The sequence below is a fragment of the Salinicola aestuarinus genome, from assembly GCF_003206645.1.
Lineage (GTDB): Bacteria > Pseudomonadota > Gammaproteobacteria > Pseudomonadales > Halomonadaceae > Salinicola > Salinicola aestuarinus.
In genome coordinates this window covers 28,893-43,974 of record NZ_PZJP01000004.1, presented here as the reverse complement: position 1 = coordinate 43,974, position 15,082 = coordinate 28,893, and the positions used below count along the sequence as shown (strand labels likewise).

Here is a 15,082-nt window from a genome sequence, read left to right as displayed (position 1 = left end):
GAGTGACCGATGCGATGACGGGCACCATCTTGGTGCTCGCCCGCCGGCTGCGTCATACTCGCTGCCACTGTATTTATTCTCGCTTTGGGGAAGACCGAACCGATGAGTCAGAACGCGATCAAGCTCGGCGTAGTGATGGACCCCATCGCCGACGTCGCTTACAAGAAGGACACCACGCTGGCGCTTTTGTGGGCGGCGAAGGCGAAGGGCTGGACGCTCTACTATCTGGAGCCGTCGGATCTCTACCTCTACGAGGGGCGTGCCATGGGCAGCGTGCGCGCGCTCGACGTGTACAAGGAGGCCAGCCACTGGCATGACCTCGGCGAGCGCGAGGCGATGCCGCTGAGTGAGCTCGACGTGATCCTGATGCGCCAGGACCCGCCGGTGGACGAACACTTTCTCAATGCGGTGCACCTGCTCGGCTTCGCCGAGCGCGAAGGCACGCTGGTGGTCAATCCCACCCAGGCGCTGCTCACGTGCAACGAGAAGCTCTTCGCCCAGCAGTTCGCTCACTGCATTCCGCCCACGGTGGTGTCGTGCAACGCCGACGTACTGCGGGCGTTTCAGGCCGAGCACGGCGATACCATCTTCAAGCCGCTCGACGGCATGGGCGGCAGCGGCATCTTCCACATCGGCCCGGACGGCCGCAATCTGGGGTCGGTGATCGAACAGCTCACTGAGCGCGGGCAGCGTCAGATCATGGCCCAGCGCTATCTTCCCGAGATTCAGGCCGGCGACACTCGCATTCTGCTGATCGACGGTGAACCGATCCCGTTCGGGCTGGCCCGTATCCCCAGCGCCGGCGAAACCCGGGGCAATCTCGCCGCTGGCGGCCGCGGCGTCTCTCGCGAGCTCACCGACCGTGACTACTGGCTGGTCGAGCAGGTCAAGCCGATGATCCGCGAGAAGGGGCTGATGTTCGTGGGGCTCGACGTGATCGGCGACTTCATCACCGAGATCAACGTCACCAGCCCGACCTGCGTTCGCGAGATCGACGATCAGCGCGGCACCGACATCGCTGGCGAACTGATGGCCGCGATCGAATCTCGCCTTGGCTGAGTGCCAGCGCGCCTGGCCGACCGCGAGGCCGTCGGGTCAATCACCGGCGGCTAAGCTGATACACTGAACGTCTCATTATTCTTACCGGTAGCGCTCGGCTGCCGGGCGTCGCGACGCCCCTGGAGTCCCATGCAACTTTCCACGCAAAGCCTCAAGCACCAGTTTTTGATGGCGATGCCGCACCTGGAAGATCCCAACTTCGCCGGCACGCTCACCTATCTCTGCGATTACGACGACGACGGCACCCTCGGCGTGGTCGTCAATCGTCCCTCGGACTTCACGCTCAAGGGGCTGTTCGAACAGCTCGAGATCGAGTCCGAGCCCGGCCCGCACAACGAGGTGATCGTCTATAACGGCGGTCCGACCTACCGGGATCGCGGCTTCATCCTGCATCGCGGCAATGCCGATGACTGGGATTCCAGCATTCAGGTCGCCGACGATATCGCGCTGACCACCTCGATGGACATGCTCCACGCCATCGCCAAGCGGAAAGGGCCCGAGCACTACATCGTCGCCCTGGGCTGCGCCAGCTGGAAGCCCGGCCAGCTCGAAGACGAGCTCAAGCAGAATACCTGGCTGACGGCCGACGGCGCGGCGGGCATTCTCTTCGACCAGCCTGCCGAGCAACGCCTCAGCGCCGCCGCCGGCAGTCTTGGCGTGGATCTCAACCTCATGACCCGTGACGCCGGGCACGCCTGATGGCGAGTCTCGGTGGCAGCCCCAGTGCCCAGACCGGTCAGCGGCAGGTCCTGGCATTCGATTACGGCACCCGGCGTATCGGCGTGGCGGTGGGGAACGAAATGCTGGGCTCCGCCAGCGGGCTGGAGCCGCTCACGGCCCGCGACGGGATCCCCGACTGGAAGGTGATCGAGCGGCTGCTGGCCGAGTGGGGGCCGGATCTGCTGATCGTCGGCCTGCCGATCCACGATGACGGCAGCGAATCGGACATGAGCGTGCGAGCGCGCAAGTTCGGCAACCGACTCCATGGGCGCTTCGGCAAGCCGGTGGAGATGTTCGACGAGCGCGGCACCACTCGCGCCGCCAAGGCGATCGCCAAGGCCGAGGGGCATCGCGGCAACTACCGTGACCACGGCGTCGACGGCATCGCGGCCCAGTTGATTCTGGAGCACTGGTTCGCGCGCGATATCGGCTAGCGGGGCATCCGCGCTAGCCGACGATCCGCCCTATAGCGCCGGATCGTCTACCCCGAAGGTCTCCGGCACGTACCAGCGCACATCGCGTAGATCCCTGTCGATCTCCTCTTCCACCTTCAGCAGGTGGGCGAAGATCGCCATGCGCATGGGAATGCCGTTGTCGGTCTGGCGGAAGATCGCCAGTCGCGGGTCGCCGTTGAGATCGACGGAGAGGTCGTTGGCACCGGGGCGGCTGTCGCGGGGCAGCGGATGCATGACGAAGGTCGAGGCGTTGCAGCGCCGGTCGAGAAAGCCGCGGTCGACGACGTAGTCGGCGGTCAGTTCCTGAAAGCTCTCGGTCATCTCGGTGGTGAAGCGCTCGCGCTGGATGCGCGTGGCGTAGATGACGTCGACGTCACTGAAGTCGTCGGCGAGGCTCGGCCGGATCTCGATGCGATGCCCGCGAGAGGCAACCCGGTCGATCAGCGGCTGCGGCATCTCCAGCCCCGGCGGCGAGACCAGCGTGATCCGCAACGGATCGAACAGCGACAGTAGCTTGATCAGCGAGTGCACCGTCCGCCCGTACTTGAGATCCCCCGTCAGCAGCAGATGCGCGCCCGCCAGCGGCTTGCCGAGCCGCGCAAACTCCTTGGTGATGGTGTAGACGTCCAGCAGCGCCTGACTCGGGTGCTCTCCCGGGCCGTCGCCCCCATTGATCACCGGCACTCGCGTGGCCTCGGCGAATTCCGCCACCGATCCCTGCTCCGGGTGACGCATGACGATGGCGTCGACGTAACCGCCCATCACGCGGCTGGTGTCGTAGAGCGACTCGCCCTTGGCCATCGAGGAGAAGGTGAAGCCGGTGGTATCGCAGACGCTGCCGCCGAGTCGGCAGAAGGCGGCGTTGAAGCTGATGCGCGTCCGGGTGCTCGCTTCGAAGAAGAGGTTGCCGAGCACGGCGCCCTCGAGCACGCGGGTCACCTTGCGGCGCTGGGCGATCGGTTCCATGCGGCCGGCAATGCGGATCAGGTGGTCGACGGCATCACGGTCGAGGGCGTCGATGGAGAGCAGGTGCGAAGGCATCACGAACCTCTTTAGCGGCGGATCTGTGGCGGCGGAGCCTGGATGATAGGACGGCACGGCCAATACCGCGGCGGCGGCCCGGCTCGACCGGGCGACAGTGTAGCGCCGTGGACGGCACGCTTCACGTGCCGATGCCCCGATCTCCGCCTCCGCGCCGGCGCGAGGACAAAACTTAATCCAGGTTAAGTTTAATCGCGAGGGTTTGGCGAAAAGCCACGCCGCTCTCTATGCTCAGGAGCGCGGCCGACTGGCGATGGCTGTCAGGCCAGCGAGCGCCTGACGCTGGTCCTTTCCGCCATGTGTCGCGTCCTACCCGCCCATCACCGTCAGGAGAGCGCCAGGATGGCAGAATCTCAGAATCCTCCGCAGCATCAGGACCACCAGCCCGGCGACGAGCATCGCATGACGCCGGCGCCGGAGTTCATCCGCGCTGACTATCAGGGGACCGGCAAGCTCAAGGATAAGGTCGCCATCATCACCGGCGGTGACAGCGGTATCGGCCGCGCCGTGGCGGTTCACTACGCCCGCGAAGGCGCCGACTGCGCCATCGTCTATCTCGACGAACAGCGCGATGCCGAAGACACCCAGGCGCTGGTCGAGGCCGAAGGGCGTCGCTGTCTACTGATCCAGGGGGATGTGGGCGACTCCAGCTTCTGCCGCGAGATTGTCGAACGCACCCGCAGCGAACTCGGTGGGATCAATATTCTGGTCAACAACGCCGCCGAGCAGCACGACTGGGACGATGTGACCCAGATTACCGACGAGACGCTGCAGCGGACCTTTGCGACCAATATCTTCAGTCACTTCTATCTGATCCGCGAGACGGTCCCGCATCTGAGCGCCGGCGATACCATTATCGCCACGTCCTCGGTGAACGCCTTCAAGGGGAACGCCACCCTGATCGACTACTCCTCGACCAAGGGGGCCATTCAGGGTCTGGTGCGCTCGGTGGCGCAGTCGCTGGTGGGGCGCGATATCCGCGTCAACGCGGTCGCCCCGGGGCCGGTGTGGACGCCGCTGATTCCGGCGAGCTTCGATGAAGAGAAGGTGGAAGGCTTTGGCGAGCAGGTCCCCATGAAGCGAGCCGGCCAGCCCAGCGAAATGGGGCCTGCCTACGTCTATCTGGCGAGCCAGGAGTCGTCCTACATGACCGGGCAGACGATTCACCTGAACGGTGGCGTGATTCTCAACACCTGAGGCGACGGCGATCAGCACTCGCGACCGGCCAGGGATTGACCCTCATCGCGGCGGCTGGCTGGGAAGCTTGCCACCGATCCTCGCCGTGATCTCGCGGGCGGTTGCCGCCACCGTTTCCGCGAGTTCGGGCAGGCGCGCGTCGTCGATGCGGGCGACAGGCCCCGACACCGAGATCGCCGCCAGCGGAAGGCCGCTCTCGTCGTGCAGCGTTGCCGCCACGCAGTTGAGACCGATGGCGTGCTCCTCACGGTCGATGGCGTAGCCTTGCTCGCGAACCGCCACGAGCTGCTCTCGCAGTCGGTCCAGGTCGGTCAGCGTATTGGGGGTTTCGCTCTCCAGATGACGGCCGCTCATGATCCGCTCGAACTCCTCCGGCGGCATCCACGCCAGCAGCGCCTTGCCAACCCCGGAGGCGTGCAGCGGCGCACGTGAGCCGAGCCGAGTGATCATGCGCATCATCTGGCGCGACTCGCTCTGCGCGAGATAGACCACCATGCCGTTGTCGCGGATACCCAGGTTGGCGGTCTCGCCGGTAGCGGCGGTGAGCTGGCGCAGAAAGGGCCGCGCGGTGGCCACGAAGTCTCGGGCTTCGAGAAAGCTGTTGCCGATGCGAAACGTCTTCACATCGATCTTCCACAGGCCGCTCTCCACGTCCTGCGTGATGAAGCCCTGATGATGCAAAGCCTGCAGGAGCCGGTGGGCGGTCGACGGCGCGAGTTCGACGCCTTCGGCCACCTCCGACAGCGCCAGCCCCTCCGGGGCCGCTGCCAGCCCCTCCAGAATCGAAAGCCCCCTGACCAGCGACTGGCTGTGACCGCCGGCGCTCTTGGCGCTACCCGCCGGACGCCCGACGCCTCGGCGTTTCGGTTCGCTCTCCCCGGTTTGCTTCTGTTCGCTCACCCGGTTCCGCTGCTGTTCAGTCGCCCGGTTCCGCTCTTGGTCCGTCACCCGTCGCCGCTCTCGTATCCGTTTGCGTGAAGCGCCAAGGATAACCATTCCCCTTGGCGCTGTCTGGTAGCGGTAGGTCGAGCAGGGGGCTTGTGAAGTGAACCGACAAGGCTGATTCCAAAAGTGGAAATATTTTCCACAAATATTGACGCTCGCCGGTTGCTCGCTTAATTTGGCACGCACAGACGGCGCGCAGGGTCTTATCCCTGGCCTGTCGACCCTATCCACGAGTCGCCGTGATCGGTATCGATCGGCGGCTCGGCCCGAGCGCTCTTCCGTCGGGTAAGAGATCGTATTGATCGACGGAAGCTTGGCGAGCCATTGGCTCGCCATTTTTTTGTCCGTCTTTCACGTCTTTCGCCCGGTGACTAACCCCGCCCGTTGCAGCGCCATGCCGGCAGAGGGGCAAAGTCGCACGCAAAAAAACGCCGGCGCCCCGCAATGGGAGGCCGGCGTTCTTGAGGCAAACGGCAGAGGCCGTTGGGAGTGTCGCTTCAGTTCTGAACCGACATGACCGCGCCACCGTCGACACGCAGGTTGCTGCCGTTGATGAAGGAGGCGTGCTCCGAGGCGAGCATGGCGATGACGAAAGCGACCTCGTCCGCTTCGCCGCGGCGTTTGGCGACGATGCCCGGGCGCTCCTCGTCGAGAAAGCTTTCGATCGCCTCCTCGAACGAGCAGTCGAGCGCCTCGGCGCGCTTTTCCATCATGCCGTCGGTCATCGGCGAGGCGACGAAGGCGGGGGCGACGGTGTTGCAGAGCACGCCGTGTGCCGCTTCCTTGTAGGAGAGGTTCTTGATGAAAGCACTCAGCGCGGCCTTGGCGCTGTTGTAGACCGCCTCCTCCCAGTAGGGCTGGACGGTGTTCTCGGAGGTCAGGCAGATGAAGCGTCCCCAGCCGCGCTCGCGCATGGCGGGGATGGTGGCGCGTGCCAGGCGGACGGCGGAGAAGAAGTCGATCTTCCAGGCGTGCTCGTAGTCGTCGTCGGAGAGCGCGAGCGGGTCGCCCTTGGCGCCGGTGACGCCGGCGGTGTGAATCACGATGTCCACCACGCCGAAGCGCTCGATGCCCTTGGCGACCAGCGCATCGACCTCGCCCTGGTCGGTGACGTCGGCGGTCACCAGCAGCGGGTCGCTCTTGAGTTCCTTCGTGGCCTCTTCGAGCGACGCCATCTCCCTGTCGCTCAGAATGAGATTGACGCCCTCGGCTTCGAGTTTCTGCGCCGTCGCCAGGCCGATCCCGCCCTGGGCGCCGGTGATGAGTGCGGTCTTGCCGCGAATGGCCAAATCCATGGTCGATTCTCCGTGCTCTCTTGCGAGTGCGCCGCCGGAGTCGGCAGCGTGACACTGAGCATGGCCAAGAACGCTGCGGCGCGCCAATGACCGCCGGATCGGCGCCGCCGCAGCGCATCGCCGCTTGGTCGGACCCCGGCACTCGGGCATAGTGGTCGCAATAAGGCTTTGGCCCGATCCGCGGGCCGGAGAACCTCAATGAGGCTCCGCCGAGAGCCACCGTCGATACGCCGCCTCGTGGCGGCGTTAGAGATCGCAGGGAACGCCATGATCATTCGCTATTTTCCGCTCGCTCTCGGCCTGGGGGCGGCGCTGGTACCGCTCGTCGCACAGGCGCAGAGCGACTCCGCCACCGTCGCCGAGACGCAGCCGGTGGTCGAAGTCACCGCCCCCAGGCTCTCCCGCGAGCTCTACGCCACGCCGGCGGCGGTGTCGGTGGTCGATCAGGACGCGATTCAGCAGGGACAGCAGCGCGTTCGGCTCGACGAGTCATTGGCGACCGTGCCGGGCCTTTTCATCCAGAACCGGGACAACTTCGCCCAAGGCCAGCGAATCTCGATTCGTGGTTTCGGCGCGCGGGCGCCGTTCGGCGTCCGCGGCATCACCGTCATGGTCGACGGCATTCCCTATACGCTGCCGGACGGCCAGGCCCAGCTCGACGCCATCGATCTCGACAGCGCCGAGCGGATCGAGGTGATTCGCGGGCCGTCGGCGGTGCAGTACGGCAACGCCGCCGGCGGCGTGATCAGCGTCACCACCGCCGACGGCCGTGACGATCCCGGCAGTCGGATCCGCATCGGCGGCGGGAGCGACGGCTACCGCAAGCTCTCCGTGAGCAACGGTGGTGAGAACGGCCCCTGGTCGCACCACGTCAGCGTGTCGGCGCTGGGGATCGACGGTTATCGCGATCAGAGTTCGACAGAGAAATACCTGCTCAACGCCAAGCTGCGTCGCGATCTCGGCAGCGATCGCGCGCTGACTGCCATCGTCAACCTGCTGGAGAACCCGCGTTCGGAGGACCCGGGCGGACTGACCCGGGACCAGGCCCACGCCGATCGCGAGCAGTCCGGACGCTTCACCCAGGAGTACGACACCGGGCAGAGCGTCGACCAGCAGGTGATCGGGCTGCAGTACGAGGACCTCTCCGCCGGGCCGGGTGAGTTCTACCTCAAGGGCTTCTATCTGCAGCGCGACTTCGAGCAGCAGCTGCCGTACCCCGGTGACAGCCTGATCGACTACGACCGCGACTACTATGGCGCCAGCGCTGAATATCATCAGACGCTGACGCTCGGTGACATGCCGCTGCGCTACGTGGCGGGTGTCGATGCGGCCCATCAGAAAGACGATCGCGGGCGCAGGGACGTCGCCTTTAGCGGCGACGTCACCGGCACGGTCGCCGACGAGACCCAGGAAGCGACGTCACTGGGTACCTTTCTGCAGGGGGACCTCGACCTCACCGAGCGCTGGACGCTGTCGCTCGGCGGGCGCTATGACCGGGTCGCGCTGGATATCGACGATGACTACCTGAGCGATGGTGACGACAGCGGCGATCGAACGTTCCACGAGTGGAGCGGCTCGGCCGGTCTCAGCTACCGTTACCGCCTGACCCACCAGGTCTATGCCAATACCGGGACCGCTTTTGAGACGCCGACGTTCTCCGAGTTCGCCAGGCCCTCCGGCGCCGGCGGCTTCAACGGCGATATCGAGCCGCAGAAATCCTGGAACCGCGAGCTGGGGCTGCGCGGTCACTTCGCCAACGGTGTCGACTACGACGTGGCGCTCTTCTCGATTCGCGTGCGCGACGAGCTGGTGCCCTACGAAGGCCAGAGTGGCCGCACCTTTTATCAGAACGCCGGTGACAGCGACCGCGATGGCCTCGAACTCTCTCTTGGCTGGCAGTTCGCCGCCGACTGGCGTGTCGATAGCGCGTTGACGCTGGCGAAGTACGAGTTCGACAGTTTCGACGCCCAAGACGGCGACTACGGCGGCAACCGGATCCCCGGCCTGCCGGAGCAGACCTGGGTCAATCGTCTGACCTGGGAAAGTCTCGCGGGGCGTTTCGTGACCGTCGAGTCGCAGTACGTCGGCGACATGGTGGCGGACAACGCCAACGACGTGCACGTTGGTGATTACTGGCTGTTCAACCTGCGTGGCGGCAACGGCTGGCGGCTGGGCGGCGAGACCGACCTCCAACTCTATGCCGGCATTCGTAATCTGTTCGACATCGAGCACTATGCCAACGTGCGCATCAACGCCAGTAACGACCGTTACTTCGAGCCGGCGCCCGGACGAACGGTCTACGCTGGTATGGGCATCAACTTTTAATGACGGCGGGCGACGACCGGTTCGTCACCACCGCCGGGATCGGACAAGGAACGACTCATGCGCACGCTGCTAACGCTCACGCTCGCCGCCGGCCTGCTCGCAGGGATGGCTGGCTGTACCGTCAACACCTACGGCAACGGCCAGCGTGAGATCGAGCCGGGGGTGTCCCAGCAGGGACCGACCAGCAACCCGGCGGATGCCTCTCGCGGGCAGAACGGCTCCGGTGCCCTGCCCTGAGCCGCGCTTTCAACCGCAATAACGCCGGCAGACGTCGGCGTTTTTTTGGCTCTCGAATACTGTATATATAGACAGTAGTTAGCGATGTGAGTGACACTGACGACTCGTCGAGTCCTTCGGATCGCCACCATGTCGCCATGCCTTCAACTGCCGCCGCTCTCTCCCCAGCGCCTGAATCGCTGCCCCTACCGATTTCTCGGGCGCGGCCGATGAGCGGGCTCGAAACGCTGCTCGACAGTCGCCGCGTGTGGCGGGCGCAGGAGATCGCCACCGACTCCGGTCCGACGACGCTCGCGACCGGGCATGCCGCGCTGGATGCCGCTTTGCCGGGACACGGCTGGCCCCGCGATGCAGTCAGCGAGCTGCTGAGCGGCGGTGCCGGTAGCGGCGAGCTTGGCCTGCTCTGGCCGCTGCTGTCGCGGCTTGGCGGGGAAGCAGGGCCGGTGGTGCTGATCGCGCCGCCGGGCGTGCCCTATCCGGCAGCGTGGCGTCGCGCGGGGGTCGCGCTTGCGCAGTGTTACTGGCTCGATGTCGGCGGTCGCGAGGCGCTCTGGGCCACGGAGCAGTCGCTGCGCGCCGGCTGCTGCGCGGCGGTCGTCGCCTGGCTGCCCCAGGCCGATGCCCGCGCCCTGCGTCGGCTGCAGATCGCCTCGGCAAGCGGCGAGACACCGGGATTCGTGCATCGCCCGCTCGGTCGTGCGAGCGAGGCCTCGCCGGCGGCGCTGCGCCTGCGACTCCACCCCGGCGCCGAGCTCGAGGTGCTCAAATGCCGGGGCGGGCGCCCCCCGTCCGGTCGAATTCGCTATGGTCGTCCGGCCGGCGAATCCATGACGTCAGACCCCGTCACCTCTCGGCGCCGGGACAACCCGCGGGGCGCCCCCACTCAGGCCGGCATCGCCCGCGCGGCCCCGAGGGAACGGTGACGCCATGCGCTGGGTCTGTCTGCTGTTGCCGCGGCTGGCGCTGGAAGGGGCGCTGCGTGAGCGTCGCGACCCCGCCTCGCCGTTTGCGCTGACCGAAGGGCGCGCGCCGCGACAGATCGTGCGTGCTGCCAACGCGGCCGCGCGGGCGCTTGGCGTGAAGCCCGGCCAGGCGCTGGGTGTGGCCGAATCGCTCTGCCTCGGCGCGGAGCGCGGCGGTGAGGGCGTCGAGAAGGGCCTCGCCAGCGATGCCGTCGATCCCGAGACGACGAATCGCTGGCGACGGCATCTCGCCGACTGGGCCTATGGCTACAGTTCCCAGGTGAGCCTGCACTATCCCCACGCGCTGGTGTTCGAGGTCGAGAGCAGCCTGAACCTGTTCGGCCCCTGGCCGCGTCTCGAGGCGCGGCTGCGCGCGGAGCTCGAGGCGCTGGGCTTCACCCACCGGCTGGTGATCGCGCCCAACCCGGCGGCCGCCTGGGCGCTGGTCAACGCCCATGACGCGCTGGCGGTGGATTCACCCGGGCTGGAGGCCGCGCTCGGTGCGCTGCCGCTTGGCCGCGCCGGCCTCGACGCCCACAGCTTAAAGACCTTGAAACGCAGCGGCTTTCGGCGCCTCGGCGAGCTCTTCGCGCTACCCCGCAGTGCCCTCTCGCGACGCTTCGGCGGCGCGCTGCTGCGCCATCTCGGCGAGCTGCGGGGCGAGTGGCCGCTGGCGCTTGAGTCCTATTGCCCCGCGCACGGCTTCTCCCGCGGATTCGAGTTCGACACACCGGTGCAGGCCACCGCCGGACTCGCCTTTCCGTTGAAGCGGCTACTGCAGACGCTGGCGGTGTTCCTGCGCGGTCAGGATGCCGGCGTCACGCGTTTCCGGCTGGCATTGACCCTCGAGGATCGTTCGACGCAGCACGTCGAGGTCGGCCTGCTGGCGGTACAGCGCGACCCCGAGACGCTGCTCGAGCTGACACGGGGGCATCTCGAGCGGGTGCGACTCGATGGCCCGGTGTCGGCGCTGACCCTGACGGCGGCGGAGCTGACGCCCTATGCTCCCGTTCGCCGTGAGCTGCTCGACGGCCCGGCGCAGCAGTCGCAGGCGTGGGCGGCGCTTCGCCAGCGACTGGTGGCACGACTCGGCGAGGCGTCGTTGAAGTCGCTGGTCGAGCACCGTGAGCACCGCCCGGAGGCGGCGGTACTCGGCGGGGCCGGCCCCGAAGGCGTCGCCACCCCCGAGAGGCGCGCGCGCCCCGGCTGGCTGCTCCCTGCACCGACGCGCTGCGACAGCGAGATCGCCGAGCTCCTTGCGGGACCGGAGCGGATCGAGAGCGGCTGGTGGGATGGCAACGATGTCCGTCGTGACTACTATCTGGTGGCGTGGCACGACGGCCGCCGAGCCTGGGTCTGGAGTGATCCCGCCGGAGCCGGCTGGTATCTCCACGGCTGGTTCGGATGAGCCGCGGCGCTTCACCGCGGCCCGATACCGCCGCTGGCGTTTTATCGCGACCCGACACCGACGCGGGCGCTTCACCGCGGCCCGATACCGCCGCTGGTGTTTTATCGCGTCCCGCTCCCGACGCGGGCGACGATGTCGCGCCGAACGCCGACGGATCGGGTGGCGCCGTCGACACTGACGCAGCGCCTGCCTACGCCGAGCTCCACTGTCTCTCCGCCTTCAGCTTTCAGCGTGGCGCGTCCACCGCCGACGAACTCTTCGCGCGGGCGGCACGGCTCGGCTATCGGGCGCTGGCGATCACCGACGAGGCGACGCTCTCGGGCATCGTGCGCGCCTGGCAGGCCGCGAAGACACATGGCGTGCCGCTGGTCGTGGGCAGCGAGCTGCACACCGACAGCGGCCTGGGGCTCGTGCTGCTGGTGGAAGACCGGCGCGGCTACGAAGCGCTCTGTGGCCTGATCACCCGGGTGCGCGGCCGTGCGGACAAGGGCGAGTATCGGCTGTGGGAGAGCGATCTCGCCGAGCTCGACGGCGGCGAGGGACTGTTCGCGCTCTGGCTACCCGGCGCGGCGCCGGATCGCGAGGCCGGCGCACGCCTGGCCGGTTATTTCCCCGGTCGGCTGTGGCTGGCGGTGGAGCTGCACTACGGCTTCATCGACGGCTGCGATGACGCCACGCGTCTCGCCCAGCTCCTGGCGACGGCGGAGGCGCTGGGGATCCCCGCGCTGGCGGCGGGCGACGTGCACATGCACGCCCGCGGGCGGCGCGCGCTGCAGGACTGCCTCACCGCGATTCGCCACCGCCATAGCGTGTTCGAGGCCGGTGACGTCCTCTTCCCCAACGGTGAGCGCCATCTGCGCCCGCGCGAGGCCCTGTCGCCGATCTATCCGGCGGCACTGATGCGCGAAACCGCAAGGCTGGCGGCGCGCTGCACGTTCGATCTGGGAGAGCTCGAATACACCTACCCCCGCGAGGTCGTGCCGGCGGGCAGCACCCCCGCCAAGTGGCTGCGCAGTCTGACCGAGCGCGGGGCGGCCTGGCGCTGGCCCCAGGGGGTGCCGGAGAACGCCGCCAGACAGATCGCCCATGAGCTCGCGCTGATCGAGTCGCTTGGCTACGAGCATTACTTTCTGACCGTGCATGACATCGTCGCTTTTGCCCGTGGCGCCGGCATTCTCTGCCAGGGGCGAGGCTCGGCGGCGAATTCGACGGTCTGCTACGCCCTCGGCATCACCTCCATCGACCCCTCACGGATGTCGATGCTGTTCGAGCGCTTCATCTCCAAGGAGCGCGACGAACCGCCGGATATCGACGTCGACTTCGAGCACGCGCGCCGCGAGGAGGTGATCCAGTACATCTTTCGTCGCTACGGACGCCATCGCGCCGCCCTCACCGCCGTGGTCAGCCATTACCACGCCGCCGGGGCGATTCGTGACATCGGCCGCGCACTCGGTTTCGCCCCCGAGCGTATCGACCGGCTCGCCCGCTGCGCCGGGCGCTGGAGCGACGAGATTCCCGATGCCGCCCGGCTTGGCGAGCACGGTTTCGACCCCGAGGAGCCGGCACTGAAGCGGCTGCTGACGCTGGCGGCCTCGCTGGTCGGCTTCCCGCGCCATCTCTCCCAGCATCCGGGCGGTTTCGTGATTTCGGATGCACCGCTCAGCTCGCTGGTGCCGGTGGAGAACGCGGCCATGGCCGAGCGTACGGTGATCCAGTGGGACAAGGACGACCTCGATCTGATGGGGCTCCTGAAGGTCGACGTGCTCTCGCTCGGCATGCTGACGGTGCTGCGCCGTAGCCTCGACCTGCTGCGGACTCACCGCGGGATCGACTACGGTCTCGCCGACATTCCTGCCGAGTGCCCGACGACCTACGCCATGATTCAGCGCGCCGATACCCTGGGGGTCTTCCAGATCGAGTCACGGGCGCAGATGGCGATGCTGCCGCGACTGAAGCCGGCGACCTTCTACGACCTGGTAATCGAAGTGGCGATCGTGCGCCCGGGGCCGATCCAGGGCGACATGGTCCATCCCTACCTCAAGCGGCGCAGGGGCGAGGAGGCGGTCACCTTTCCCTCGAAGGCGTTCGAGAGTGTGTTCGCGCGGACTCTCGGCGTGCCGCTGTTTCAGGAGCAGGTGATGGCGCTGGCGATCGAGGCCGCCGGCTACAGTGCCGGCGAGGCGGACCAGCTGCGCCGCTCGATGGCGGCGTGGAAACGCCACGGCGGGCTCGAGCACCACCGCAGCCGCATCGTCGAGGGAATGCGCGAGCGCGGCTACGCCCCGGCGTTCGCCGAGCGCATCTTCGAGCAGATCAAGGGCTTCGGCAGCTACGGCTTCCCCGAGTCTCACGCCGCAAGCTTTGCGCTGCTGACCTACGCCAGCTGCTGGCTCAAGTGCCACGAGCAGGCGATCTTCGCCTGCGCGCTGATCAACAGCTGGCCGATGGGCTTCTACACCCCGGATCAGGTGCTGCAGGACGCGCGTCGCCACGGGGTCGAAGTGCGCCCGGTCGACATTCGCACGAGTCACTGGGAGAGCACGCTGGAACCGGCCATCGAGAGTACCGGTGAACTGGCGATCCGCCTGGGACTGCACATGATCAAGGGGCTCGCCGAGACGGACGCCCGCGCCCTGATCGCCGCGCGGGGGCTCCCTGACTGTGACAGCGTCGAGCGACTGGCCGCACGCGCCGGGGTGACCCACGCGGTGCTGTCGACGCTGGCCGATGCCGGCGCGCTGGAGGCGCTGGCCGGGGATCGCCACCGTGCCCGCTGGGCGGTCGCGGGGATCGAGGCGCAAAAGCCGCTTTTCGCCGACCTCGAGGTCAGCGAGGAGAGCGTGGCGCTCCCCGCCATCGAGGCGGGCGAGGCGGTGAAGGCGGATTACGCCACGCTCGGCACGACCCTCGGCCCCCATCCCATGACACTGCTGCGCGAGGCGAATCGTGCAGGCCAGGTGCGAGGACTCGGGGGCGCGGTGGATACGCAGCGTCTGAAGACGCTCGCTGGGGATATCAATGTGGTGGTGGCCGGGCTGGTGATCGGACGTCAGCGTCCGGGCTCTGCCAAGGGGGTAACCTTTCTCACGCTCGAGGACGAATTGGGTCTGGTCAACGTGGTGGTCTGGCCCCATCTCGCGGCGCGCTACCGGCGTGTTCTGCTCGAGGCGGATCTGCTGAAGGTCGCCGGGCGGCACGAAAGCCGCGACGGAGTGCATCACGTCATCGCCAAGCGACTGACGGATCTCAGCGGGTTGCTCGAAGGGCTCGACCCGCGCAGCCGTGACTTTCACTGAGTTTTCCCCGCGAGTGGGCTGGCGGCGTGCGTTCGACCGGAAATGGCCGCCGGCAACGCTGGCCCCCGGGCGCTGACCTATGCTTAGGTACGTTTCGGGGCTTGAGGTATGCCCAATGTCATCAATGGCCCCGTGACGGCGG

At 67.3% G+C, this 15,082-nt stretch carries 12 protein-coding genes; 9 read left to right on the top strand and 3 right to left on the bottom strand.

Annotated features, from left to right (window positions below):
* The first annotated feature begins 102 nt into the window (after positions 1–102).
* The 3 genes from gshB to ruvX all read left to right on the top strand — a co-directional run bounded on the left by gshB (position 103) and on the right by ruvX (position 2,213).
* Complete coding sequence (gene gshB / locus DOM41_RS04150; RefSeq protein WP_110685589.1) at positions 103–1,059, top strand: glutathione synthase; 957 nt, start codon at positions 103–105, stop codon at positions 1,057–1,059.
* 129 nt (positions 1,060–1,188) lie between these two features.
* Entirely contained in the window at positions 1,189–1,758 is a 570-nt protein-coding gene (locus DOM41_RS04145; RefSeq protein ID WP_110685588.1) for a YqgE/AlgH family protein, read from the top strand.
* Positions 1,758–2,213 (top strand): Holliday junction resolvase RuvX, encoded by a 456-nt coding sequence (gene ruvX, locus DOM41_RS04140; protein WP_110685587.1) that lies wholly within the window; start codon positions 1,758–1,760, stop codon positions 2,211–2,213. Before DOM41_RS04145 ends, ruvX begins: the two co-directional genes overlap by 1 nt.
* Before the next feature lie 30 nt (positions 2,214–2,243).
* Here ruvX and pyrB read toward each other — a convergent pair whose 3' ends face one another.
* Positions 2,244–3,275, bottom strand: coding sequence for an aspartate carbamoyltransferase (pyrB, locus tag DOM41_RS04135; protein WP_110685586.1), 1,032 nt, complete (start codon positions 3,273–3,275; stop codon positions 2,244–2,246).
* Between the two features lie 342 nt (positions 3,276–3,617).
* On the opposite strand from pyrB, the gene DOM41_RS04130 reads away from it, so the two are divergent.
* The gene (locus DOM41_RS04130) at positions 3,618–4,472 is read left to right on the top strand and encodes an SDR family oxidoreductase (protein ID WP_110685585.1); all 855 of its coding nucleotides are present in this window, start codon (positions 3,618–3,620) and stop codon (positions 4,470–4,472) included.
* Between the two features lie 42 nt (positions 4,473–4,514).
* Here the strand turns inward: DOM41_RS04130 and DOM41_RS04125 are convergent, their stop codons facing one another.
* Both DOM41_RS04125 and DOM41_RS04120 read right to left on the bottom strand, forming a co-directional pair.
* Positions 4,515–5,372 carry an IclR family transcriptional regulator gene (locus tag DOM41_RS04125; protein ID WP_245391734.1) on the bottom strand — a complete coding sequence of 286 codons (858 nt, stop codon included), beginning with the start codon at positions 5,370–5,372 and terminating at the stop codon, positions 4,515–4,517.
* A 542-nt stretch (positions 5,373–5,914) separates the two neighbouring features.
* Positions 5,915–6,712: an SDR family NAD(P)-dependent oxidoreductase gene (locus tag DOM41_RS04120; protein ID WP_110685583.1), complete on the bottom strand. Its 798-nt coding sequence runs from the start codon at positions 6,710–6,712 to the stop codon at positions 5,915–5,917.
* Positions 6,713–6,979: 267 nt separating this feature from the next.
* Between DOM41_RS04120 and DOM41_RS04115 the strand changes: the two genes are divergently transcribed.
* From DOM41_RS04115 to DOM41_RS04095, 5 genes are all read left to right on the top strand, one after another.
* A complete protein-coding gene (locus tag DOM41_RS04115; protein WP_110685582.1) occupies positions 6,980–9,037 on the top strand; it encodes a TonB-dependent receptor family protein in 2,058 nt (685 codons plus the stop codon).
* A gap of 57 nt (positions 9,038–9,094) precedes the next feature.
* Complete coding sequence (locus tag DOM41_RS04110; protein ID WP_110685581.1) at positions 9,095–9,274, top strand: hypothetical protein; 180 nt, start codon at positions 9,095–9,097, stop codon at positions 9,272–9,274.
* Positions 9,275–9,483: 209 nt separating this feature from the next.
* Entirely contained in the window at positions 9,484–10,197 is a 714-nt protein-coding gene (imuA, locus tag DOM41_RS04105; RefSeq protein WP_110685580.1) for a translesion DNA synthesis-associated protein ImuA, read from the top strand.
* Positions 10,198–10,201: 4 nt separating this feature from the next.
* Entirely contained in the window at positions 10,202–11,644 is a 1,443-nt protein-coding gene (locus DOM41_RS04100) for a Y-family DNA polymerase (protein WP_110685579.1), read from the top strand.
* Positions 11,641–14,940, top strand: coding sequence for an error-prone DNA polymerase (locus DOM41_RS04095; protein ID WP_110685578.1), 3,300 nt, complete (start codon positions 11,641–11,643; stop codon positions 14,938–14,940). The genes DOM41_RS04100 and DOM41_RS04095 overlap by 4 nt, the downstream gene beginning before the upstream one ends.
* Positions 14,941–15,082 lie beyond the last annotated feature (142 nt).

Bases quoted from the DNA above. Each gene is read 5' to 3' on its own strand.
- gshB (WP_110685589.1), top strand. From the start codon at position 103: ATGAGTCAGAACGCGATCAAGCTCGGCGTAGTGATGGACCCCATCGCC.
- DOM41_RS04145 (WP_110685588.1), top strand. From the start codon at position 1,189: ATGCAACTTTCCACGCAAAGCCTCAAGCACCAGTTTTTGATGGCGATG.
- ruvX (WP_110685587.1), top strand. From the start codon at position 1,758: ATGGCGAGTCTCGGTGGCAGCCCCAGTGCCCAGACCGGTCAGCGGCAG.
- pyrB (WP_110685586.1), bottom strand. From the start codon at position 3,275: ATGCCTTCGCACCTGCTCTCCATCGACGCCCTCGACCGTGATGCCGTC.
- DOM41_RS04130 (WP_110685585.1), top strand. From the start codon at position 3,618: ATGGCAGAATCTCAGAATCCTCCGCAGCATCAGGACCACCAGCCCGGC.
- DOM41_RS04120 (WP_110685583.1), bottom strand. From the start codon at position 6,712: ATGGATTTGGCCATTCGCGGCAAGACCGCACTCATCACCGGCGCCCAG.
- DOM41_RS04115 (WP_110685582.1), top strand. From the start codon at position 6,980: ATGATCATTCGCTATTTTCCGCTCGCTCTCGGCCTGGGGGCGGCGCTG.
- DOM41_RS04110 (WP_110685581.1), top strand. From the start codon at position 9,095: ATGCGCACGCTGCTAACGCTCACGCTCGCCGCCGGCCTGCTCGCAGGG.
- imuA (WP_110685580.1), top strand. From the start codon at position 9,484: ATGAGCGGGCTCGAAACGCTGCTCGACAGTCGCCGCGTGTGGCGGGCG.
- DOM41_RS04100 (WP_110685579.1), top strand. From the start codon at position 10,202: ATGCGCTGGGTCTGTCTGCTGTTGCCGCGGCTGGCGCTGGAAGGGGCG.
- DOM41_RS04095 (WP_110685578.1), top strand. From the start codon at position 11,641: ATGAGCCGCGGCGCTTCACCGCGGCCCGATACCGCCGCTGGCGTTTTA.